Below are 20,266 nucleotides of genomic sequence, written 5' to 3' on the forward strand. Positions count from 1 at the left end.
ACTGACAGAGAGTGGACAGCTGGCGCAACCACTGAATTGCGGGCACACAGCCCACACGGAGTCACGTCTCGCTTTGCGGGGCACACTGCCGAGAGCATTTTCACCACTGAACAAACAATCGATGCCCGGCAGATACGTACGAGACGCCCTCCAACACGTGACCCCGACATACCGATAGGGGTGCGGTACTTCTACCTGATACGCAACACGTATTTATATACTGTATAGTTAGTGCTGGTATGGCTGACACTCACTCAGACCCAGAGTCACGGAGTGAGGGGACTTTCTACAGACAGGTCTTCGAGGGGGTTTCCGACGCAATTTTCGTGTACGATCCGGCGAACGGCTCGATAGTCGATGTGAATCCGGCGGCCGCGGAGTTGACCGGGTACAGCGTCGGGACACTCAGAGGCCGGCCGGTCACGCAGTTCACGGCTGGGTCACCGGACCACGTCGAGACAGCAGTCGCCGAGCTCGTTGAGGATGCCTTTAGCGGCGACCAAACGTTCCAGTGGTTCATCGAACGTGCGGACGGTGAGATCCGCACAACCGAGGTATCCATACACCGGACGACCATCGCCGGAGCGGACAGAGTCCTCGCTCTCATGCGCGATGTGACTGACGAGAAACGAAAACAGGCCGAACTGGAAGCGACTCGTGACAGATTGTCGCTCCTCACGGAAGCAAGCCCCGACGTGTTCTGGATGTTTAGCGCCGATTGGGAACAGTGCTTGTACATCAACGACGCATACGAAACGGTCTGGGGGCGGTCTACCGATTCGCTCACAGCAGATCCCACCGACTTTCTCGCGGGAGTCAACCCTGACGATCGCGATATCGTCCGAAACGCGATGGAGAGGATGTCCAACGGCTCTCGCGTCACTGTCGAATACCGCGTCAACGAGGGCGAAGGGTTCGGGCGGTGGGTCTGGGTCGAAGGTGTCCCCATCTACGACGACGACGGTGAGCTGATACGCCACGCCGGATTTGCGAGAGACATCACTGAACGCAAACAGCTCGCGGTGGAACTCAGTGAACAGACGGAGGCGCTGACCGCGCTCACCGACAACGTTCCCGTGGTCCTGTTCGAAATCGATGAGGATGGGCGGTTTACCCAGCTGAAAGGCCGTCAAGTCACTGCACTCGATATCGATGCTGACCGGAGTATCGGGCGGTCAATTTTCGACGTGTTTGCAGGGAACGACGCGATATGTGACGCCGCGCGCGAGGCACTGGATGGGAATGCCGTGAGAGAGACGATAGACATCGGGGGTCTGACGCTCGACGCATGGTTCGAACCGACACACGCTGAGAACGGTACCCTAGAGGGAGTGATAGGCGTCGCAGTCGACGTGACCGAACGCGAGCAGTACCAGACAGCACTACAGGCAAACGAACAGGCACTCAGTGACCTGTATCGGCGTGGGTCACAGAGCGACTTATCGTCTCCCGAGCGGATAGAGGCGTTACTGGATGTCGGGCGAGAACGGCTGGGTCTCGGGTACGGGTTTCTGACACGGATCGACGACGGGACACAGCACATCGTGGAGGCCCTGGGCACGCACGAAGCGCTTCAAAGTGGGGCTTCGGCACCGCTCGAAGAAGCCTATTGCCGCAAAACGGTTGTCGCGGACGGGTTGGTCGGCGTCGAAAATGCACCGTCTGAAGGGTGGGAAGACGACCCGGCGTACCAGAGATTCGATCTCCACTGTTATCTCGGTGGGAAAATCGAGGTCGACGGCGAGGTGTACGGAACGGTCTGCTTCGCGGACTCCGAACCCCGAGACCAACCGTTCTCGCAGTTCGAGCGTACGTTCGTCGAATTACTCATCCAGTGGCTGGAGTTCGAGTTACAACACGAGCAACAGGAGGCGGTGCTGAGGACGGCACGCGACGAACTGTCCTCTGTGTTATCGACCTCGCCGCTGGCAATCGTCGAACTGGATACGGACGCGGCGGTCAAACGGTGGAATGACGCCGCGGAGACGATGTTCGGCGTGCCGGAATCCGAAGCCGTCGGCTCGACCTTTCCCGCAGTCCCGAGCTCGATGCGAGAGACGCTTACGGAACTGTTTGACCGCGTTCTCGCTGGAGAGACACTCACCGGGTACGAACTCTCACAGACACGTCCGGATGGCACAGTTCGTACCCTGGCCCTCAACGCGGCACCGATAGAAGCCACGAGCGGCACGTACAGTGGTGTCGTCGCGACGTTTGCAGATATCACGGCCCAGAAACGGTCAGAGAGCCGAATCGACGCCTTGCGACGGGCGACGCGGCAACTCCTGGCAGTTACGGACGAGACGGAGGTGGGGACCATCGCTGTTGAGACGGCTGCCGAGGCCCTCGGGTATCCAGTGTGTGCAATGTGGATCTACGACGATACCGACGACGTCCTGCGACCGCTGGCAGAAACCGACACAGCCCGGGAGGTAGTCGGACCAGCACCGACGGTACAGCGCGGTGAGGGACTGTTTTGGGAGGCGTTTACGACCGGCGAGATACAGCGACTGGATTCGTCAGCGGACCGCGCTGATATCTTCAACCCCGAAACGGAGCTGCACTCGGAAATCATCGTTCCGATCGGGAGGTACGGGGTGTTTGCCGTCTCCTCGACTGCGACAGATGCGTTCGGTGACAGCGACGTCGACCTCCTCGAGACGCTGTCAGACACGCTCACAGCCGCCTTGAACAGCGTCTCTGACCGCCGGTTGCTGAACCGGCGGCGCGAAGAACTCGAGCGCCAGAACGAACAACTCGACGAGTTCGCCAGCGTTGTAGCACACGACATTCGTGGCCCGTTGACGGCCGCACGGGGGTTCCTCGAACTCGCACTGGAAACGAACGACGAGCAGCTGTTCGAGCGGGTCGATCAGGCTCACGCTCGCATGGAGCAGTTCATCAACGATTTGCTGACTCTCGCGCGTCAGGGCAAATCGATATCCGACCCGGAACCGACTGATTTCCGAACCGTCGTCGAAGCGGCCGGGACGGCCGTCCCCAGTAGTGCGACCCTCGTTATCGAGGGAGACTTGCCAACCCGGCCCGGGGATGGGTCTCGTCTGGAACAGGTGTTCAGCAACCTCTTTCGAAACGCCGTTGAACATGGGGGCGCGGACGTCACTATCACCGTGGGGTCACTATCGGACGGGGCTGGGGTGTTCATCGAAAACGACGGGGAACCGATTCCACGGGCGAGACAGCCCCACATCTTCGGCTTCGGCTACACCGATAGTCCCACCGGAACCGGGGTCGGATTGGCTATCGTCTCGGAGATCGTCGAGGCCCACGGCTGGACGATATCCGTGACCGATGCCGAGGGTGGCGGTCCGCGGTTCGAGATCCTGTTCGGGGCCGACGGCATCCCGAACCCATTGGCGGAACCCGCCGAGTAGTAGCGGTCACCGTATCCTTGTCGGCACTGTGTCGTCGGTGGCTCCGATGGAGTCGGGCCGGGTCAGCACGCCGAGGAACGCTCCCGGGACGACTCCGATGTGGGCAGCGACCGGTAGTCACCGGACAGTTCGTGCGCTCTTCGGCCGCGCCAGCCGGCGGTGTACGACCTGTCCTGGTGGTCCAACCCGCGCCGACTGACGGTCCGTGAGAATCTCCCCCGTCGGCCGTATCGCCTCCGGGTCGTCTGTGACCATCTCCGCGAAGGTGTTCTCGACGCCCGCCGGGTGGATTCCCGGCTGTTCGGGTGTGACGATGTCGACGTCGAGCGCCTTCCCGTGCTGGTGGTCGGTGTTCGCTGATTCAGCGTCTCTCCCCGGGCCAACCGGTTGGCACGTACTGGCCGAAGTTCGGCCGTGGCGACAGTGCTGTGGGACGAAACGCCTGCATGCCATTCACCTCGAACTCCGCGATGGCTGCTTGCCCGGGGCCGGTCAGATACCCCGCGAATCCCATGGCGAGGGGATATGCGCTCTCGTGTCTGGCGGGGTTCACCGGGATGACCGCGTAGTCGTTGCGAAGCAGCGGCGGTGGATCCGCGAGTCCACCGGCGACGTGTGCCGCGAGTGGTCCGTCACTGCTCACGTTGAGAAACGTCCCCCGGTCGCTCAACGTGTACGCCCCGATCTGTTCAGCGGTGACCAGTGTACTCCCCATACCCTGACCGGTCTCACGGTACCACGCCCCCGACGGAGTGATACCGGTCTCCGCCCACACCTGGCGTTCTCGGAGGTGCGTCCCCGAGCGATCACCCCGTGACAGAAACGGAACCTCCGCTTCGGCAATCGCGCGAAAGGCCCCGGTCGGAGAGCGCTCGGTCACGCCCGCCGGATCGTCGGACGGGCCGACGATCATGAAATCGTTGACCATGAGACGCCGCCGGTTGATTCCGTGTCCGGCGCGGATGAACTCGTTTTCCAGCGGCCGGGCGTGGACGAGGACGACATCACAGTCGCCGTCCCGGGCCGTTCGGAGCGCGGCCCCCGTGCCCCGGACGACTGTCTTCAGCGTCGCGCCGAACGACGCTTCGAACTCGGGCGTCAGTGCCCCCAGAAGTCCACTATCGTGGGCGGTGGTGGCGGTTGCGAGCGTTAGCGTCTTCACCGGTCGGTCGGCGTCGGTAGCGGGCAGACGAGTCCCGGCGCAGCCGGCGACCGATAGCGACCCGCCCACACCGAGCATCTGGACGTATTTCCGTCGACGCACGCTATTGTCAATGTACTGTGGCTACGTTATATCACCAACGAAACCAGAATTGGTTACCCCCTGGTGCTTACACGTCGTTGACGACCCAGAGGTCACCTGTCTCTACCGCTCCAAGCGACTCGTTACGACTACCGACTCGTGACCCACTCGCGCGCTATTGAGCACGGCTGTCGAAAGCTATCACCGGCTGGGAGGTCCACCGAGGCAGTTATCTTAAATCGCCAACAGTAGCCTCCTCGGAACACGCTCGGACAGGCACACTACGCTGATACATAGTGGGGACAGCCTCGATCCACCGGGTTCGAGACAACAGTTACGGGGAGGCACACCGACAGGCCGGGTATGGCTCTCGAACGACTCGGCATCCACCCGACTGTATCGACGGTCTTTCCACCGGCGGTATTGCGCGACGAACTGGCCGATAGCCCGATCGAGACGGTCGTCCTCGAGGACACGCCCGACTCGATTACGGGTTGTGACGCCATCGTCACCTTCGCCCATCGGGAGGCGTTTTTCGATGTCGATTGGGTCCACTCGATACAGGCCGGCGTCGATCGGTTTCCGGAGGATCGGTTCGACGCTGCGGGCGTCGTGCTGACCAACAGCACCGGGATCCACGGTGATGCGATCGGGGAGACGGTCGCGAGTTACGTCCTCGCGTTCGCTCGGCGACTGCACGAACACGTCGCCCATCAGCAGGCCCGCGAGTGGTCCCAACCAGACTGGGACGACGGCTGGACCGTCGCCGGCGAGCGTGCCTGTGTCGTCGGACTCGGTGGTCTCGGGCGCGGGATCGTCGACAGACTGACCGGTCTCGACCTCGATGTGACGGGCGTCCGGCGGACACCGACACCCGAACCCGGAGTCGACCGGACGTACACCCCCAGCGATCTGGAGACGGCCGTCGCCGATGCCCGGTTCGTCGTGCTGGCGGTTCCGTTGACCGACGAGACCGAACAGCTCGTCGACGGGGCGATTCTGGACGCCATGGCGGAGGACGCATATCTGATCAACGTCGCTCGCGGTGGCGTCATCGACCAGGATGCGCTGCGCGATGCGCTCGACGCAGGTTCGATCGCCGGTGCAGCGCTGGACGTCTTCGAGACCGAACCCCTGCCGGAGTCCTCACCGCTGTGGGCGATAGACGAGGTGATCGTCTCGCCCCACTGCGGGGCGTTCACCCGCGACTACGGGCGACACGTCGCTGCCATCGTTCGCGAGAGTGTCCGACGGTTCCGCGACGGGCGATCCCCCGTCAACAGAGTCGTGTAATCTACTCTACGAGCCCCACGCCTCGCCCGGCGAGGTGACCAGCGCCAGCGTGATCAACCCCCGGTGCGAAAACCCACCATGCGTGCGGCTCGACTCGTGACGGACTGTTTCCTGTACTGCGGTGTGGTCCTCCTGCTGAACAACCTGGTCGTCTACGGCGTGCGGGTCAGCGTGGAGAGCGTCGCGAACTACGGGCTCGCCGTTGTCATCGCGTTCGTGGGGTTCTCTCGGCTCTTGCGACCCGAGATCGAAGCACAGCGGCCCGCCGAGTACGGCTTTTTCACGTACGTGATGGTCGGGCTGGCCGTCGTATTGACTGTCCTCGTCGTGGCCCAGCTGGTCGCCGTCTGAAGGTGGCCGGCTCGAGACTCCCCGACGAACCCGGGTAGTCGGTCAGATGAGCGAGCGCGAAGACAGTCACCCGCCCGACGACCGCGGTGACGCGACCGAAGCGGTCCCGGAGCAGTCCCTGGGGAGAGCCGCAAAGAGCGTCTCCTCCTGGGACGCGGCGACGGCGAAGCCGAAGAACCACCCCAAAAGGGGCGTCGTGACCCATGTCGCTCCCCGTGCTCGCGGTGTCCGTCGGCGCTGGTGCGGCTCCGGCCGCCCCGACGGGGCCGAGCCCGGGCAGAATCGCCGAGAGCGCGAGCACGCCACCCAGCGTCACCGGGAGCACGGCGACGGTGCCGAGGAGACCCCGTGTGCGGTCACCGCGAAGTCGACCACGGTCGACCCACCACGCACGGAGGTCGACACCGACCCGGCGCGTGACTCCGAGGTAAACCGGTCCGACCGCGAGGTGGAGGAAGACGCCACCGAGAAACGCGAGCAAGAGCAGGGCGGGCGGCGGGGACGACCCCACTCGGAGACCACGCCCTTTACCCGGGCACCCGGATAATCGTACGTTATGTGGGTACGGGACGTTTCTGGGCGACTCGAGGCGCTGTTGTCCGTCATTTTCGTCCCTGCGGTCATCGCTCACGAATACACCCACCACCTCACGCACACGCATCTGTACGGCCGAGAAACGAAAATCGAATTCGAGGTATTCGACCTCTCCTCGACGAAAACGGACAGAGTCGTCTTCGTCGACGGTGCGACTGACCAATCTCGACCAGCCGCTGGATCGAACGGGTCACCGATACCGGCCGAAACCGCGACCGAATCACTGGTAGCGACGATTCTCGCCCCGTTTGCCGTCGCGCTCCCGCTCGTCGTCTTCGTGGTGGTCCCGGGACTGATCATCGACTCGGGTCAGGGGCCGATCTTCGCTGCGGTGGAGCTGTTTCTCATCGTACAGGGGTTCGGATTCGTGTTTCAAACCGGTCCATCGGAGGGTGATATGAACCGGCACTTCACACTCTTTGGAGCGGACAGCGGGTACAGAGACACCGTCGTCTACAATGTCATCCGGCTGGTCGAGTTCGGACTGCTGGTGGCATATCTGTTCGTCGTCGTCCCGATGCTCGGCAGGGTTCCGTAGGTCTCGCTGTCTCAGCACTGTGGATCGGTGGATACGTTCGGCCACGTCCCTGATATGGGGAATGGCCCGTGACGGTCTTGTTGACGTGGTCAGCACGCCGCGGGATATTTTCGGCTGGTCTTCCACCGGGCCGAGATTCCGAGTGCGAAACCGGCCACCCACTTTACTATCCTGGGGGGTGTGGGTCGGACTGTGAAACGATGTCCCGAGACCCCCACTGGTAGCGACGTCGACTTCTCCGGACACGTCTGGGTGCAGGAGCTACCGACCGGCGCGGAGTTTCGGTTCCGAGTGGCAGCCTCCGGTCTCGTGACATTCGCGACAGCTCGACAGTCCTACGACACGGCTACAGCTGTGCCACCGCAGTGCCGACTGGCGGCACAACTCGTCAGTGAGCGACTGGACCGTGATGTACTTGAATCGGCGACGGACGATCCGGGCGACGTGACGTTCTGTGGCATCGCGACCCGAAACGAGGGTATCGAGTTCGACTGGCAGCGGGTCCCGGCGTTCGTTGGCGTCGACGTGTGGTCCGGTCGGCGAGACCGATTCCTGCCCCCGGATTCGGCGACCGGTATATTCGAGCGTCTGGGTGTGCCCACGTTACCAGCCATCGACAAGGAGGTGACGGCTGCACACGCTGACTTCTCGCAGTACGAAGACCCGTCGACCGCGCCGCAGTCGGAGTGGCGAGACGGGCACGCAGCCGGCGTTCTGATACGCGACAAATCCGGTCGGCGTGCTGTGGTCCGGTGTGAGGAACACGACTCACAGCCGGCGCCCGACGCTCGGGAAGCCACAGCGTTGGCAGCGAAGTACGCGACTGACGACCGGATCGAGCGTGCCGCGGCGGCGTTGCGAGTGGACGCACAGGCAGCGACGGTCGACGCAGTCTGTGACCGGCTCGTTTCGGAGGTCGCCCGGGAGTCGTACGTGGACCTCTTTTCCGACGGCGAGTTTGTCGCCTCACTGTCGGCGTTTCGGTCGGCTGTTGCCGAACGGGTCCAGCAGAATCGATCGACTGGGCAGTGACGTTCGACGAACTGCCGTTTCACGCCGTCGGACGTGTGGCGACTCTCGGGTCGATTCTCCCGATGGAGATGGGCCGCTCTATCCCTTTCGACACTCTCCCGAGCAGTACCCTCGACGTCGCTATCCGTTCGATGGCGCTTACTCGGGACGGTGCGTTTCTGCGCGAACAGGATAGAGGGCGGCAAGGGGGACGCTCGCGACGGCGACCAGCGCTGCGGTCCCAGGCCCCACGTGGAAGCCGACGCCTTGTGTGGGGATATCGGTTATAGAAATTCCGACACGAATCGGGGGAACCGGGCCGAAAGGCACAATCATTCATGTGGTCTGGTCCCGTTGGGGCGACTATGTACGAACGGATCCTCGTTCCGACGGACGGTAGCGTCGGCTCGGCACACGTCGCCCTCCAGGCAATCGACATCGCTGAGACGTACGGCGCGACGGTTCACGTGCTGCACGTCGTCGACGAGAGCCTGCGGACGCTCGTCGGCAGTCTCACCGACGAGGCGGAACTCGAAGACCGCGGGCGGGAGGTGGTCGACCGCATCGCTGGGATGGCTCGTGCCCATAGTCTCGACGTAGAGACGGCCATTCTGCAGGGCGACCCGGCACAGCGCATCGTCTCCTATGCCGACGAGATCGACGCCGACCTGATCGTCTCGGGGACCCACGGTCGTTCCGGCGTCGAGCGGCGCCTCATCGGGAGTGTCGCCGAACGCCTGGTCCGGCAGGCCCGCTGTCCCGTCATGACCGTCAGACTCCCGGAGACCAACGTGACCGTCGAAGACAAAGACGAGGCGATGGACATCGCTCGCGACGCCCTCGAGCGTGAGGGGATCGATGCGACCGTCTCGGCCGCCGAACGGCAGGTGAGCGTGTGGGTCGTCGACGCCGAGAGCGACGAGGACTCGTATTTGATTTACGTCGACCCCGTTACCCAGCGGACGAGCATCATCCCGTGACCCGCAGAAACCCGTGGCCAAGCCTCCCAGAACGATGGCCGTACCGGTGAACCAGCCGAACCGGAGGGTCCTTGTCTGCCGGTCGAACGGCGTTCAACGACCCTGTCGACGGAACGCGCGAGGGTGTGGAATCGAAGTCGGGCAGGACGACACCGAAGCGGATGACCGCCGAACACACGACTGAAGACAGCCACAGGGAGCAGGTCCAGACATGATTTTCGACAACGGGCGAGGTATCGGGATCACCGACGCGGTTCATACGGCCGCAGACTGGCCAGTGCTCGTGTTCTCCGGCCTGCTCACCCAGCTCGGCGACGGGTGGTTTCTCTTTCTCCTGGGTGGCACGCTCTACGTGACCGGTGACCAGCTGCCCCGGTGGGGAATCGAACGACGCCGTGGGCTCTTCGTCCTGGGGCTCGTGTTCATGGCCGTTGCACTCACCGGGACGCTCAAGGCGTATTTCCAGCTGCCCCGTCCACCGTACGTCAGTGGCGCCGAGGTGCTGGTCCTGCCGTCGGTCCTCCAGTCCCTGTTCGGGGATATCACGACTGCCGACGGCTACGGGTTCCCGAGCGGGCACGCCCTCGGCAGCACGATGGTCTGGGGCGGCTGTGCGCTCGTTCTGCAGCGGGGCTCGTTCGGGAACCGGGTCGGGGCTGCCGGCGTCATCGTCCTTCTCGTCGCGGTGTCGCGGCTGGTCCTCGGCGTCCACTACCTCGTCGACGTCATCGTCGGTGTCGTCGTCGGCGGACTCGTCCTCGGCTCCCTCTACCGGCTCACGGACGGGGGAACCAGGCCCGGGTGGGTGCTCCTCGTCGCTACCGGCGTCGGGTTGCTCGGCGTTCTTCTCGGCGTCACGTTCGAAAGTGTCGCCGCCACCGGGGGTGCTGGCGGCGCGTGGGTCGTCTGGCGGGCCGTCGCGGACTCGACCCCCGCCCATCCAACGACGCGGCGTGCGGTGGCTACCGGATTCGGCGTCCTCGGCGCCGTGGGCGGCCTCTTCGTCGCCATAGCCACGTTCGAACCGCCACTCGCAGTCACGTTTCTCGGATCCGCGGTCGGCGCCGGGGGAGCCGTCGGAGCACCGCTGTTGGGTGAAAGACTCGCAGCGACGTAGGCCGGGTCGGAACCCGGGCCCCGACGGTCGCGTCGCTCGCGGGGTTACTCCGTGAGAATGTGCTCGGTAGGGGATTTGAACCCCTGTCCTCGGCTGTCTTCCTCGCGGAGGGGTCGAACCTCCGGGCGAGCCGAAAGGCCAAGATGATTGGCCGGACTACACCAACCGAGCGCAGTCGTGGCTTTCGGGTGCTTCAATTTAACCCCATCGAAATCGGGGCCCTACGTGGACTGCTCTCACTGTGGCCCGCTTGTCACGAGGGGCGACACCGAAGCCGGGCGGTCGGCCTACTTGCCTTCGAACTCGGGGTCGCGGTCGGCGGAGAACGCGGTGATGCCCTCCATCAGGTCCTCGGTGCCAAAGAGGTGGCCGAAGGCCTGGGATTCGACCGCGAGGCCGGCGTCCTCGTCGTCCCGGCCCGCGTGCATCGCGCGCTTCGTGAAGTCCTGTGCGATGGGCGGCCCGGCGGCGAGCTTCTCGGCCAGAGAGAGTGCCGCCTCGAGCAGTTCGTCGTTTGCCACCACGTCGTTGACGAATCCGTAGTCGGCCATCTCCTCGGCGTCGAAGTGGTCGGCGGTGAAGATGATCTCCTTCGCGCGCCCCTCGCCGACGATGTTCGCGAGCCGCTGGGTGCCACCCCAGCCCGGGAGCAGGCCGAGGTCGTGCTCGGGCTGGCCGAACGTCGAGCGCTCGGAGGCGACACGGAGGTCCATCGCCGTCGCCAGTTCCATGCCGCCGCCGAGGATGTAGCCGTCGATGCCCGCGACCACGGGCATCGGGCACTCCTCGAACTTGGCGAACGTCTCCTGGCCGGCCCTCGAGAGTTCGATGCCGTCGAGCGGGTTCGCGCTGCTCGCCGCGGAGACGACGTCGGCGCCGGCCGAGAAGGCCTTGTCGCCCGCCCCGGTCACCAGCACCGCACGCACGTCGTCGTCCTCGCTCAGCACGTCGATTGCGTCGCCGAGTTCGTCCAGCATCTCGGTGCTGACCGTGTTCATCCGGTGTGGCCGGTCGAGTTCGATGTGCCCGACGTGTTCGCGTGGATACTCGACGTTGATGGTGTCGTACTCCGTCGATTTCTCGTCGGCACCGCCGTAGAAGCCGCCCTCCTCGGCGGCGTTGCGGAGCCCCTCGCTCGCCTCGAAGCGCGGGTCGCCGGTCTCCTCGTGCAGTTCGTCGAGCGTCCCGACGAGCGTCTCCAGTCCGGCCTCGTCGGTCATCTTCGCCGGCCCCTCGGGCCACCCGCCGCCGAGCATCACCGCCTCGTCGATGTCGCCGACGGGCGCGACGTCGTTCGCGACGAGCTTGCCGACTTCGTTGGCCAGCAGGGCCAGCAGTCGGGTCTCGATGTCCTCGCGAGCCGCGTCACGCGGGATCTCGACGCCGCCGTCCTCGTAGTCGTAGAACCCCTCGCCGCTCTTCTTGCCGAGTTTCTCCGCCTCGACTTTCTGTTCGAGGAGCGGACACGGCGTGTAGGCATCGCCCAGCACCTCGTGGAGGTACTCGAGGACGTGGAGGCCGACGTCGTTGCCCACCTGGTCGGACAGTTCGAGCGCACCCATCGGCAGGCCGATGCCGAACTTCGTCGTCGCGTCGACCGCCGCGATGGTCGCCTCCTCGTCGTGGACGAGCCAGCAGGCCTCGTTCATCAGGGGGACGAGGATGCGGTTGACGATGAACCCGGGCGAATCCTTGCGGACCCGGACCGGCGACTTGTCGAAGGCCTCGGCGAGCTGTTCGATGGCCGCGAGCGTCTCCTCGCTCGTGTGGGCGCCGGAGATGACCTCGACCAGGGCCATCCGGACCGGCGGATTGAAGAAGTGCATCCCGCAGAACTGCTCGGGTCGGTCGGTCACTTCGGCGAGCTCGGTGATAGAGAGACTGGAGGTGTTGGTCGCGAAGATAGCTTCGTCGGGCGCGTACTCGACGACTTCCTGGTAGACATCTTTCTTGATCTCCATCTTCTCGGGGACGGCCTCGATGACCACGTCGGCGTCGCCGACGGCGTCCTCGACGTCGACCAGCGGGGTGACCCGGTCGAGCGCCGCGTCGGCCTCTGCCTGGGTGAGCTGGTCTTTCTCTGCCAGCTTGTTCAGCGACCACTCGATGTTGTCGTACCCATCTTGGACGAGCTCGTCGTTGATGTCCCGCATCCGGACCTCGTAGCCGGCGAGGGCGGCCACCTCGGCGATGCCGTGGCCCATGTTCCCCGCGCCGAGTACCGCGATAGTGTCGATGTCCTCGAAATCCATGACGTTCGTCACCACAGTCGGCCCACGTTTCAACGTTTCTCTCGGGTGAAAACCTCGCTTGAGTTTATTCCGTTCGCCAAATAGTTATTGTGGGCTACGACAACGGGTAGCGTATGGACTTCGCACTCTCAGACGAGCAACGACAGGTCCGCGACGAGATCCGCCGCTTCGCGGAAAACGAGCTCCGGCCGGTCGCGACCGAGTACGACCGCGCGGAGAAGTATCCGGGCGAGATCGTCCAGAAGGCCGCCGAGATGGGCCTGACGGGGAGCAACATCCCGTTGGAGTACGGCGGCGCCGGCTACGACACCCTCACGAACGTCCTCCTCGCCGAGGAGCTGTTCGCGGCCGACCCCGGCATCGGCCTCTGCATCCAGTCGGCGGCCTTCGGAGCCGACGCCGTCGTCGAGTTCGGTACCGACGAGCAAAAAGCGCAGTTCCTCGAACCCGTCGCCACTGGCGAGGCGGTGATGGGGGCCGCCATCTCCGAACCGGACACCGGGTCCGACGTCTCCTCGGTGTCGACCCAGGCCCGCAAGGAGGGCGACGAGTGGGTCGTCGACGGCACGAAGATGTGGATAACCAACGGGTCGGTCGGGGACTACTTCGTGGTTCTCTGTGAGACCGACCCCGACGCCGAGGGGCGCTACAACGGCTTCTCGCAACTCGTCGTCGAGGCAGATCGCGACGGCTTCGAGGCAGAGAAGATCACCGGGAAGCTGGGCATCCGTGCCTCGGACACGGCCGAACTCGTCCTCGACGGCGTGCGGGTCCCCGAGGAGAACCTCGTCGGGACTCGCGGGGCGGGGTTCCTCCAGCTCATGCAGTTCTTCGACGAGACGCGGACCGGCGTCGCCGCTCAGGGCGTCGGCATCGCCCGCGGGGCCGCCGAGCGTGCCCTCGAGTACGCCCAGGAACGCGAGCAGTTCGGGCGCCCCATCTCGGAGTTCCAGGCCATCCAGCACAAGCTCGCAGAGATGTTCACCGAGATAGAGGCCGCGCGCCAGCTCACTTACAAGTCCGCCTGGAGCGTCGACAACGAGGACGAACAGCTCACGCAACTCGCTTCGATGGCAAAGGAGAAGGCGTCGCGGGTAGCCGTCGAGGTTGCCGACGAGGCGGTCCAGATCCACGGCGGTGCCGGCTACGTCGACGACTTCGACGTCGAGCGGTTCTACCGCGACGCGAAGATCACCCAGATATACGAGGGGACCACCGAGATTCAGAAGAACATCATCGCCCGCGAGCTGCTTGGCAAAGGCATCGTCTGACGGCCTCGTCGTCGTCCGCCGAACCGTCGGGTTTTAGTCCGCTCTCGCGTATAGGTGGGGGTATATGGGTCACCACCGACGGCCACTCCGGTCCGACCCGTTCGCCGACGAGCATCGCCGCCCGCACGGCCCCTGTTGTCGCTGTTGATTCTCCGTCCCCTCACAGAGGAGTGTCCTGCCTGCCCGATAGCCGACTACCCACACCACACCATGTTCACCACACTCAGAGACGACGTCCGGACGGCGATAGCGAAAGACCCGGCTGCGGTCAGCCCCGTCGAAGTCGTCCTCACCTACGCCGGACTCCACGCCGTCTGGCTGTACCGCCTGGCCCACGCCCTGTGGGTCCGTGACCACACGCTGTCTGCGCGCCTGCTCTCGCACGCCGCGCGCTTCCTGACCGGGGTCGAGATACACCCCGGCGCGACCATCGGCGACCGGCTGTTCATCGACCACGGGATGGGGACCGTCGTCGGCGAGACGGCCGACATCGGCGACGACGTGCTGATGTACCACGGCGTCACGCTCGGGGGCGCGTCGATGCGGCGCGAGAAACGCCACCCGACGATCGAGGACGGCGTCACCCTCGGTGCGAACGCGACGCTCGTCGGGCCGATAACGGTCGGGGAGAACGCCACCGTCGGCGCGGGCGCCGTCGTCGTCGACGACGTCCCTCCGGAGACCACTGTCGTCGGCAACCCCGCGCGCCCGATCGAGGCGACGGATGCCGTCCCGACGCGGGACCCCGCCGTCGTCGACGGCTGATCCCGAGACAGACAGGTTCTTTCCGCCCGAGGCCGACCTGTGCCCATGAGCGATTCGCCCCACCGGACGCTGCGAACGGACGACGACATCGGCCCGCTGGTCGAGGCCCACGGCGAGCTCACGCTCGAACCCGCAGCGGACCTCTTCGAGCGCCTGGTCGTCTCGATTCTCCGCCAGCAGGTCTCGATGGCGTCGGCGGCGGCGACCCGCGAGCGGTTGTTTGACGCCGTCTCGGTCACGCCCGAGAGCGTCCTCGCTGCGGACGACGCGCTCCTTCGGGACGCCGGCCTCTCCCGGCAGAAGACCCGCTATGTCAACGAGGTCGCCGAGGCATTCCGGCGAGAGGGCTACTCCATCGAGTACTTCGATGGGATGAGCAACGATGCTGTCCGGGCGGAACTGACCGACATCACGGGTGTCGGCCGATGGACGGCGGACATGCAACTGATGTTCGCACTGGGCCGCGAGGACGTCTTCCCGGTCGGCGACCTGGGCATCCGCAAGGGGTTCCGGGCCGTCGTCGGCGACGTCGAGGACCGCGCGGCCATGGCGGCGTACGCCGAGACGTGGGCACCGTACCGGAGTTACGCTTCGCTGTACCTCTGGCGGGCCGGCGAGGACATCGCCGAGAGTGTCGACGAGGTCGTCGAGTCGTAGCTACTCCTCGGCGGTCTCCTCTTCTTCCTCCTCCCCGTCGGGTTCGCTGTCGGCGCGCTTGTTGACGTCGACCTGGTAGTGGGTGAGGATGTCCCGACCCAAAAGGAGGGGGTAGTCCATGTGCGAGCGGTCCTCGACGCTCGCGGTGACGGTGTGCTGTTCGCCGCCGATGCCGACCACGAGGTCGACGACGGGGCGCGAGCGACCGGACTTGAGGCTCCCGGACTTGATGCGGACGATGTCCTTGATGGGGCCGGTCCCGATGTCGGCCGCCAGCTGCGAGTCGATGCTGGTCCGGGTCGCCCCGGTGTCGGACTTCGCGAGGATGGTCTCGGTCCCGCGGGTCCCGGTGACCTGGACCTCCTCGATGTAGCCGATAGTGACCCGCTCGGGCTTGCGCTTTGTCTCCTCGCGGGGCATGCACGCCGGGCGGGAGTCGTCGAGCACGCCGGAGATACGGTCGACGGCTTCCTCCGGCACGTGGCCGCCCGCGCGTTCCACGGCCAGCTTCGCGATGTAGGGTGCCGGACTGATGCCGCTGGCCTCGAAGAGGCCCCGGAACCCGGCCGTGGGGTTGACCTCGAGGACGTAGTAGCCGTCCTCGCCCTCGATGACGTCGACGCCGGCGTAATCGAGGCCGATGGCCTCGGCCGCGTCCAGCGCGATTTCGCGGACTCGGCTGGGGAGCTTGTTCGTCATGTCCTCGACGTCGCCGCCCAGGGCCACGTTGGTCCGCCACTCGCCCTCGGGGGCGTAGCGGTTCATCGCACCGACGATGCGGTCGCCGACGACGTAGACGCGCAGGTCGTGGTGACGACTCCCGTCGTGATCGATGAACTCCTGTAAGAAGGCGTGGCGGTTCCCGACCTGGGAGTTGACGGGGTTGTCGAGGTCGACCATCCACGTCCCGCCGCCGTGGGTTCCGATGGCAGTCTTGTAGACCGCCTGCTCGCCGAAGCGCTCGCGCGCAGCGTTGAGCTCGCTGTTCGAGAGCGCGAGCACCGCGTCGGGGACGGGGACGCCCGCGTCGACCAGCGCCGTCGCGCTGGCGAACTTGTGGAGCGCCCGCGTGGCGGCGATGGGTTCGTTCAGCATCGGCGCCAGGCGCTCGAGGGTCAGCGCCAGTCCGATGCCCTCGGCGGGGTGCTCGTCGCTCGAGAGCAGCAGGCGGTTGGCGATGACGTCGACCTCCGGGAACAGTGTCGCCTCGCCGTCTTCGACCTCGACGCGCGTGTTCTGTGCGCGCAGCCACTCCGTGTCGTAGCCCATCTCGTCGACGGCGTTCAGGATGGCCTTCGACTCCTTGCTCGAGTGGAGGCTCAACACGCCCACTGTAATGTCTTCCTCGCTCATGGCGCGACATTCTCCCTGCCTCAAAAAAGGGTTGCTGGTCCACCTGCCGTATCACAGGGTGTCTCACTCCTGGCGGTGACGTTTATATACCCGGACCCGCTCGTAGGTGGCATGGACGAGGCCACGCCGTTCACGTACGACGGCGGCCGGGTGGACCCAGGTGAGATTCAGAACGTGCGGTACACCGTCAGCGAGACGTACATGGGCGATGCGGTCCGGATGCCGGTCACCATCGTCAACGGCGGACGGCCCGGACCGACGGTGTTTCTCAGCGCCGCCGCCCACGGCGACGAGCTCAACGGCGTCGAGGTCGTCCGGGAGGTGGCCCAGGAGTGGGACCACGAGGACCTCGCGGGCACGCTGGTCTGTCTCCCGGTGTTGAACGTCCCCGCGTTCCTCGCCCAGGAGCGGTACCTCCCTATCTACGACCGCGACCTGAACCGGTCGTTCCCCGGCCACAAGGACTCGACCAGCGCCAAGCGGATGGCACACCGTATCTTCCGGAACTTCCTGGAACCGTGTGACCTGGGCCTTGACTTCCACACCTCGACGCGCGGGCGGACGAACATGCTCCACGTCCGGGCCGACATGTCCGACCCGGAGGTGGCCCGCGTGGCAAACGCCTTCGCCTCGAATCTCATCATCGCCTCCGAGGGTCCTGACGGGTCGCTCCGCCGTGAGGCCAGTCGCGCGGGGACGCCCACAATCACCATCGAGATGGGCGAGGCCCACCGGTTCCAGCGCGGACTCATCGACAGCGCCCTGGAGAGCGTCCGCTCTGTCCTCGCGGAGTTCGGGGTGCTAGAGAGCGAAGTCGTCCGGTGGCCCGGGTGGCGGGCCGTCGTCGAAAACGGGGTGGGCGACAAGACCTGGCTCCGGGCCGACGCGGGTGGCCTCGTCGACATGCACCAAGAGCGGGGCGGCATCGTCTACGAGGACGAGACCATCTGTACGATCACGAACCCGTTCAAGACAGAGACCACGGACGTCACCGCGCCGTTTACCGGCCTGCTCGTCGGCGTCCTGGAGAACCCGCTGGTCTACCCGGGGAATCCCCTGTGTCACCTCGTGCACCTCGACGAGCGGACCCGACGAGCGATCGAGCAGACGGGTGCGGTGTCGATCGAGGGCCGCTAGCCGGAGCCACCGCGTTCGGGCAGGAACGTACAGGTTTCTGACAGGACACCGGCAGTTCTATATGTCCACGAGCGAATTATTCATGTTAGTGACAACACGCACGCGGTCGACGGCACCGCACGGCCCCAATCCCTACACCACCGCATGATCTCCCCACAGACAACTCTCGGCGAACGGCGCTGTCGCCACGGCAGAGCTTGCCGGCCCCGCCGACGGGCGCTTCCCGGAGGACCATGCCCCTAGACGCCCCGGAACGGTCCGAGGTGTCGGTCCCGGCCTCGGTCCGCATCGTGGAGACGATAGCCGAACTCGAGGGCGTCGACCCGCTCGATCTGGAACCGGGACTGGACACCGTCATCGACACGGACGCGCTCGATTACCTCGTCCGCCACGAGGGCGGGTCTTTCACCCTCGAGTTCACTTACGGGACACACCACGTGCTCGTGACCGAGGACGCCATCCACGTCGACGGCACGGTGTCGACCCCCCTCGACTGACCCCGCCACCCTGTGGCAGTCGAGGCCCCGTTTCCGTCGGATATTGCCGGGAACCGCCCGCCAGTCGCGGCGATTCGCGCACGCGGTAGTAACTACTATCTGTCCCCGGTCCAACCCCCCACTGTATGAGTCAGTCTTACAATCGCGGCACCGTCGAGGACTTCGGACGGTGGCGGGAGTTCACGGCCGGGATGTGGGCCTGGATATTCCACAAGTTCACCGGCTGGGTGCTCGTGGGCTACCTCTTTACCCACATCGCGGTCCTGAGCACCGCGATCAACGTCGATCCGGCGGCCGCACAGTCGAGCGCGGACATCTACACGAACACGATTGCGGGCCTGGAGAGTCTCCTCGTCGTGCGGTTCCTGGAGGTGGGGCTCCTGGCCGTGGCCGTCTTCCACATCCTGAACGGCATCCGACTGCTGATGGTCGACCTCGGCGTGGGTCTCGAATCACAGGACAAGAGTTTCTACGCGTCGCTGGTGCTGACCGGCGCCATCGTCGTCGCGAGCGTGCCGACGTTCCTCGGGGGGAAGCTCGTCTGATGGCCGAACACTACTCCTCTTTCGAGCGGGGCGGCCGCCGCTGGCTGTTCCAGCGTCTGACAGCCGTCTTCCTCATCGGCGTCCTCGCCTTCCACTTCGTCTTGCTGCACTTCGTGAACCACGCCGCCGACATCACGTTCCTCGGTACGCAGGCCCGGATGAGTCAGGTGGGCTACTTCGCGACGATGTGGCTGTTCCTCGTGACGGCGACGTTCCACGGTGTCAACGGCGTGTACAACGCCCTCCTCAACCAGGGACTCACGGGTTCACAGAAAAACGCCGTCAAGTACCTCCTCGGCGTCGCTGGCCTCCTGCTCGTGGTGCAGGGGACCCGCGTCGCCCTCGCGATGACCAACCTCGTCTAACTATGAGCACACAAATCGAACAACAGGAGACGGAGACCGAAGAGCAGGAGGCGGAACCGGAGGTCGAATCCCCCGGCGACCGCCGTCGAGCGGCGAAGCGACAGCGACTCGACGAGCAAGAGGCCCAGCGCGTCGCCGAGGAAGAGACCCTCGACGACGAGGAGACGGTCCACCTGAAGGTGTTCCGCTACGACCCAGAGGTCGAGGGCAAGCAGGAACCCCGGTTCGACGACTTCACGGTCCCCTACCACAAGGGGATGACCGTCCTCGACGCGCTCATCTACGCCCGGGACCGCTACGACTCGTCGCTGACGTTCCGCCACTCGTGTCGCCAGGCGGTCTGTGGCTCCGACGCGCTGTTCGTCAACGGCCGGCAGCGACTCGGCTGTAAGACCCAGCTGTCGGACCTCGACGACCCGGTCCGCATCGAACCGCTCCCCCACCAGGAGGTCGTCAAGGACCTCGTCGTGGATATGGAGCACTTCTACGACCAGATGGAGGCCGTCGAGCCGTACTTCGACGCCGACGAACTCCCCGAGGACGACCTGGAAGAACAGCGCCAGACCCGCGAGAACCGCGAGAAGGTGAAGATGTCCACCCGGTGTATCTGGTGTGGCGCCTGCATGTCCTCGTGTAACATCGCCGCCGGCGACAACGAGTACCTGGGCCCCGCGGCCATCAACAAGGCCTACCGCTTCGCGATGGACGAACGCGAGGGCGAACAGCGCAAGCAGGAACGACTGCGCATCATCGAACAGGAGCACGGCGTCTGGCGCTGTCAGACCCAGTTCTCCTGTACCGAAGTGTGCCCGAAGGACATCCCGCTGACCGAGCACATCCAGGCGCTCAAGCGGGAGTCGGTGAAGAACAACCTCAAGTTCTGGTAATCCTAAGACGATTCA

At 65.1% G+C, this 20,266-nt stretch carries 19 protein-coding genes and 1 tRNA gene; 16 read left to right on the top strand and 4 right to left on the bottom strand.

Annotated features, from left to right (window positions below):
• Positions 1-239 precede the first annotated feature (239 nt).
• Positions 240-3,395 (top strand): PAS domain S-box protein, encoded by a 3,156-nt coding sequence (locus P1K88_RS09880; RefSeq protein WP_276410011.1) that lies wholly within the window; start codon positions 240-242, stop codon positions 3,393-3,395.
• A gap of 361 nt (positions 3,396-3,756) precedes the next feature.
• Here the strand turns inward: P1K88_RS09880 and P1K88_RS09885 are convergent, their stop codons facing one another.
• Entirely contained in the window at positions 3,757-4,659 is a 903-nt protein-coding gene (locus P1K88_RS09885) for an ABC transporter substrate-binding protein (RefSeq protein WP_379786694.1), read from the bottom strand.
• Between the two features lie 342 nt (positions 4,660-5,001).
• Here P1K88_RS09885 and ddh point away from each other — a divergent pair, with 342 nt between their 5' ends.
• The 7 genes from ddh (at position 5,002) to P1K88_RS09920 (ending at position 10,522) form a co-directional block, all read left to right on the top strand.
• The gene (gene ddh, locus P1K88_RS09890; RefSeq protein WP_276410013.1) at positions 5,002-5,931 is read left to right on the top strand and encodes a D-2-hydroxyacid dehydrogenase; all 930 of its coding nucleotides are present in this window, start codon (positions 5,002-5,004) and stop codon (positions 5,929-5,931) included.
• 78 nt (positions 5,932-6,009) lie between these two features.
• On the top strand, positions 6,010-6,282 hold the full coding sequence (locus tag P1K88_RS09895) for a hypothetical protein (RefSeq protein ID WP_276410014.1): 273 nt from the start codon (positions 6,010-6,012) through the stop codon (positions 6,280-6,282).
• A gap of 46 nt (positions 6,283-6,328) precedes the next feature.
• A complete protein-coding gene (locus P1K88_RS09900) occupies positions 6,329-6,829 on the top strand; it encodes a hypothetical protein (RefSeq protein WP_276410015.1) in 501 nt (166 codons plus the stop codon).
• Positions 6,830-6,838: 9 nt separating this feature from the next.
• The gene (locus tag P1K88_RS09905; protein ID WP_276410016.1) at positions 6,839-7,414 is read left to right on the top strand and encodes a hypothetical protein; all 576 of its coding nucleotides are present in this window, start codon (positions 6,839-6,841) and stop codon (positions 7,412-7,414) included.
• Positions 7,415-7,666: 252 nt separating this feature from the next.
• A complete protein-coding gene (locus tag P1K88_RS09910) occupies positions 7,667-8,446 on the top strand; it encodes a hypothetical protein (protein ID WP_276410017.1) in 780 nt (259 codons plus the stop codon).
• A gap of 344 nt (positions 8,447-8,790) precedes the next feature.
• Positions 8,791-9,405: a universal stress protein gene (locus P1K88_RS09915; protein WP_276410018.1), complete on the top strand. Its 615-nt coding sequence runs from the start codon at positions 8,791-8,793 to the stop codon at positions 9,403-9,405.
• A gap of 211 nt (positions 9,406-9,616) precedes the next feature.
• The gene (locus P1K88_RS09920; protein WP_276410019.1) at positions 9,617-10,522 is read left to right on the top strand and encodes a phosphatase PAP2 family protein; all 906 of its coding nucleotides are present in this window, start codon (positions 9,617-9,619) and stop codon (positions 10,520-10,522) included.
• Positions 10,523-10,582: 60 nt separating this feature from the next.
• Here the strand turns inward: P1K88_RS09920 and P1K88_RS09925 are convergent.
• Both P1K88_RS09925 and P1K88_RS09930 read right to left on the bottom strand, forming a co-directional pair.
• Positions 10,583-10,693, bottom strand: a tRNA-Glu gene (locus P1K88_RS09925).
• A gap of 116 nt (positions 10,694-10,809) precedes the next feature.
• Positions 10,810-12,774, bottom strand: a complete 1,965-nt coding sequence (locus tag P1K88_RS09930; protein WP_276414137.1) for a 3-hydroxyacyl-CoA dehydrogenase/enoyl-CoA hydratase family protein — start codon at positions 12,772-12,774, stop codon at positions 10,810-10,812.
• Positions 12,775-12,887: 113 nt separating this feature from the next.
• Here P1K88_RS09930 and P1K88_RS09935 point away from each other — a divergent pair, with 113 nt between their 5' ends.
• From P1K88_RS09935 to P1K88_RS09945, 3 genes are all read left to right on the top strand, one after another.
• Entirely contained in the window at positions 12,888-14,045 is a 1,158-nt protein-coding gene (locus P1K88_RS09935) for an acyl-CoA dehydrogenase family protein (protein WP_276410020.1), read from the top strand.
• Between the two features lie 210 nt (positions 14,046-14,255).
• Positions 14,256-14,810 (top strand): serine O-acetyltransferase EpsC, encoded by a 555-nt coding sequence (epsC, locus tag P1K88_RS09940; protein ID WP_276410021.1) that lies wholly within the window; start codon positions 14,256-14,258, stop codon positions 14,808-14,810.
• 45 nt (positions 14,811-14,855) lie between these two features.
• Complete coding sequence (locus tag P1K88_RS09945) at positions 14,856-15,467, top strand: DNA-3-methyladenine glycosylase family protein (RefSeq protein WP_276410022.1); 612 nt, start codon at positions 14,856-14,858, stop codon at positions 15,465-15,467.
• On the opposite strand, the gene P1K88_RS09950 is transcribed toward P1K88_RS09945, so the two are convergent.
• Positions 15,468-16,820 carry a RimK family alpha-L-glutamate ligase gene (locus tag P1K88_RS09950; RefSeq protein ID WP_276410023.1) on the bottom strand — a complete coding sequence of 451 codons (1,353 nt, stop codon included), beginning with the start codon at positions 16,818-16,820 and terminating at the stop codon, positions 15,468-15,470.
• 111 nt (positions 16,821-16,931) lie between these two features.
• On the opposite strand from P1K88_RS09950, the gene P1K88_RS09955 reads away from it, so the two are divergent.
• The 5 genes from P1K88_RS09955 to P1K88_RS09975 all read left to right on the top strand — a co-directional run bounded on the left by P1K88_RS09955 (position 16,932) and on the right by P1K88_RS09975 (position 20,251).
• Positions 16,932-17,957 (top strand): succinylglutamate desuccinylase/aspartoacylase family protein, encoded by a 1,026-nt coding sequence (locus P1K88_RS09955; RefSeq protein WP_276410024.1) that lies wholly within the window; start codon positions 16,932-16,934, stop codon positions 17,955-17,957.
• Between the two features lie 233 nt (positions 17,958-18,190).
• Complete coding sequence (locus P1K88_RS09960; protein WP_276410025.1) at positions 18,191-18,454, top strand: HalOD1 output domain-containing protein; 264 nt, start codon at positions 18,191-18,193, stop codon at positions 18,452-18,454.
• Positions 18,455-18,579: 125 nt separating this feature from the next.
• Entirely contained in the window at positions 18,580-18,999 is a 420-nt protein-coding gene (gene sdhC, locus P1K88_RS09965) for a succinate dehydrogenase, cytochrome b556 subunit (RefSeq protein WP_276277263.1), read from the top strand.
• A complete protein-coding gene (locus P1K88_RS09970; RefSeq protein ID WP_276410026.1) occupies positions 18,999-19,364 on the top strand; it encodes a succinate dehydrogenase hydrophobic membrane anchor subunit in 366 nt (121 codons plus the stop codon). Before sdhC ends, P1K88_RS09970 begins: the two co-directional genes overlap by 1 nt.
• 2 nt (positions 19,365-19,366) lie before the next feature.
• Entirely contained in the window at positions 19,367-20,251 is an 885-nt protein-coding gene (locus tag P1K88_RS09975; protein WP_276410027.1) for a succinate dehydrogenase/fumarate reductase iron-sulfur subunit, read from the top strand.
• Positions 20,252-20,266: the final 15 nt, after the last annotated feature.

It is taken from the genome of Haloarcula halobia, from assembly GCF_029338255.1.
GTDB classification, from domain to species: Archaea; Halobacteriota; Halobacteria; order Halobacteriales; family Haloarculaceae; genus Haloarcula; species Haloarcula halobia.

What these genes read in the sequence shown, in the direction of transcription:
- P1K88_RS09880 (WP_276410011.1), top strand. Translation starts at nt 240, where the DNA reads ATGGCTGACACTCACTCAGACCCAGAGTCACGGAGTGAGGGGACTTTC.
- ddh (WP_276410013.1), top strand. Translation starts at nt 5,002, where the DNA reads ATGGCTCTCGAACGACTCGGCATCCACCCGACTGTATCGACGGTCTTT.
- P1K88_RS09895 (WP_276410014.1), top strand. Translation starts at nt 6,010, where the DNA reads ATGCGTGCGGCTCGACTCGTGACGGACTGTTTCCTGTACTGCGGTGTG.
- P1K88_RS09900 (WP_276410015.1), top strand. Translation starts at nt 6,329, where the DNA reads ATGAGCGAGCGCGAAGACAGTCACCCGCCCGACGACCGCGGTGACGCG.
- P1K88_RS09905 (WP_276410016.1), top strand. Translation starts at nt 6,839, where the DNA reads ATGTGGGTACGGGACGTTTCTGGGCGACTCGAGGCGCTGTTGTCCGTC.
- P1K88_RS09915 (WP_276410018.1), top strand. Translation starts at nt 8,791, where the DNA reads ATGTACGAACGGATCCTCGTTCCGACGGACGGTAGCGTCGGCTCGGCA.
- P1K88_RS09920 (WP_276410019.1), top strand. Translation starts at nt 9,617, where the DNA reads ATGATTTTCGACAACGGGCGAGGTATCGGGATCACCGACGCGGTTCAT.
- P1K88_RS09930 (WP_276414137.1), bottom strand. Translation starts at nt 12,774, where the DNA reads ATGGATTTCGAGGACATCGACACTATCGCGGTACTCGGCGCGGGGAAC.
- P1K88_RS09935 (WP_276410020.1), top strand. Translation starts at nt 12,888, where the DNA reads ATGGACTTCGCACTCTCAGACGAGCAACGACAGGTCCGCGACGAGATC.
- epsC (WP_276410021.1), top strand. Translation starts at nt 14,256, where the DNA reads ATGTTCACCACACTCAGAGACGACGTCCGGACGGCGATAGCGAAAGAC.
- P1K88_RS09945 (WP_276410022.1), top strand. Translation starts at nt 14,856, where the DNA reads ATGAGCGATTCGCCCCACCGGACGCTGCGAACGGACGACGACATCGGC.
- P1K88_RS09950 (WP_276410023.1), bottom strand. Translation starts at nt 16,820, where the DNA reads ATGAGCGAGGAAGACATTACAGTGGGCGTGTTGAGCCTCCACTCGAGC.
- P1K88_RS09955 (WP_276410024.1), top strand. Translation starts at nt 16,932, where the DNA reads ATGGACGAGGCCACGCCGTTCACGTACGACGGCGGCCGGGTGGACCCA.
- P1K88_RS09960 (WP_276410025.1), top strand. Translation starts at nt 18,191, where the DNA reads ATGCCCCTAGACGCCCCGGAACGGTCCGAGGTGTCGGTCCCGGCCTCG.
- sdhC (WP_276277263.1), top strand. Translation starts at nt 18,580, where the DNA reads ATGAGTCAGTCTTACAATCGCGGCACCGTCGAGGACTTCGGACGGTGG.
- P1K88_RS09970 (WP_276410026.1), top strand. Translation starts at nt 18,999, where the DNA reads ATGGCCGAACACTACTCCTCTTTCGAGCGGGGCGGCCGCCGCTGGCTG.
- P1K88_RS09975 (WP_276410027.1), top strand. Translation starts at nt 19,367, where the DNA reads ATGAGCACACAAATCGAACAACAGGAGACGGAGACCGAAGAGCAGGAG.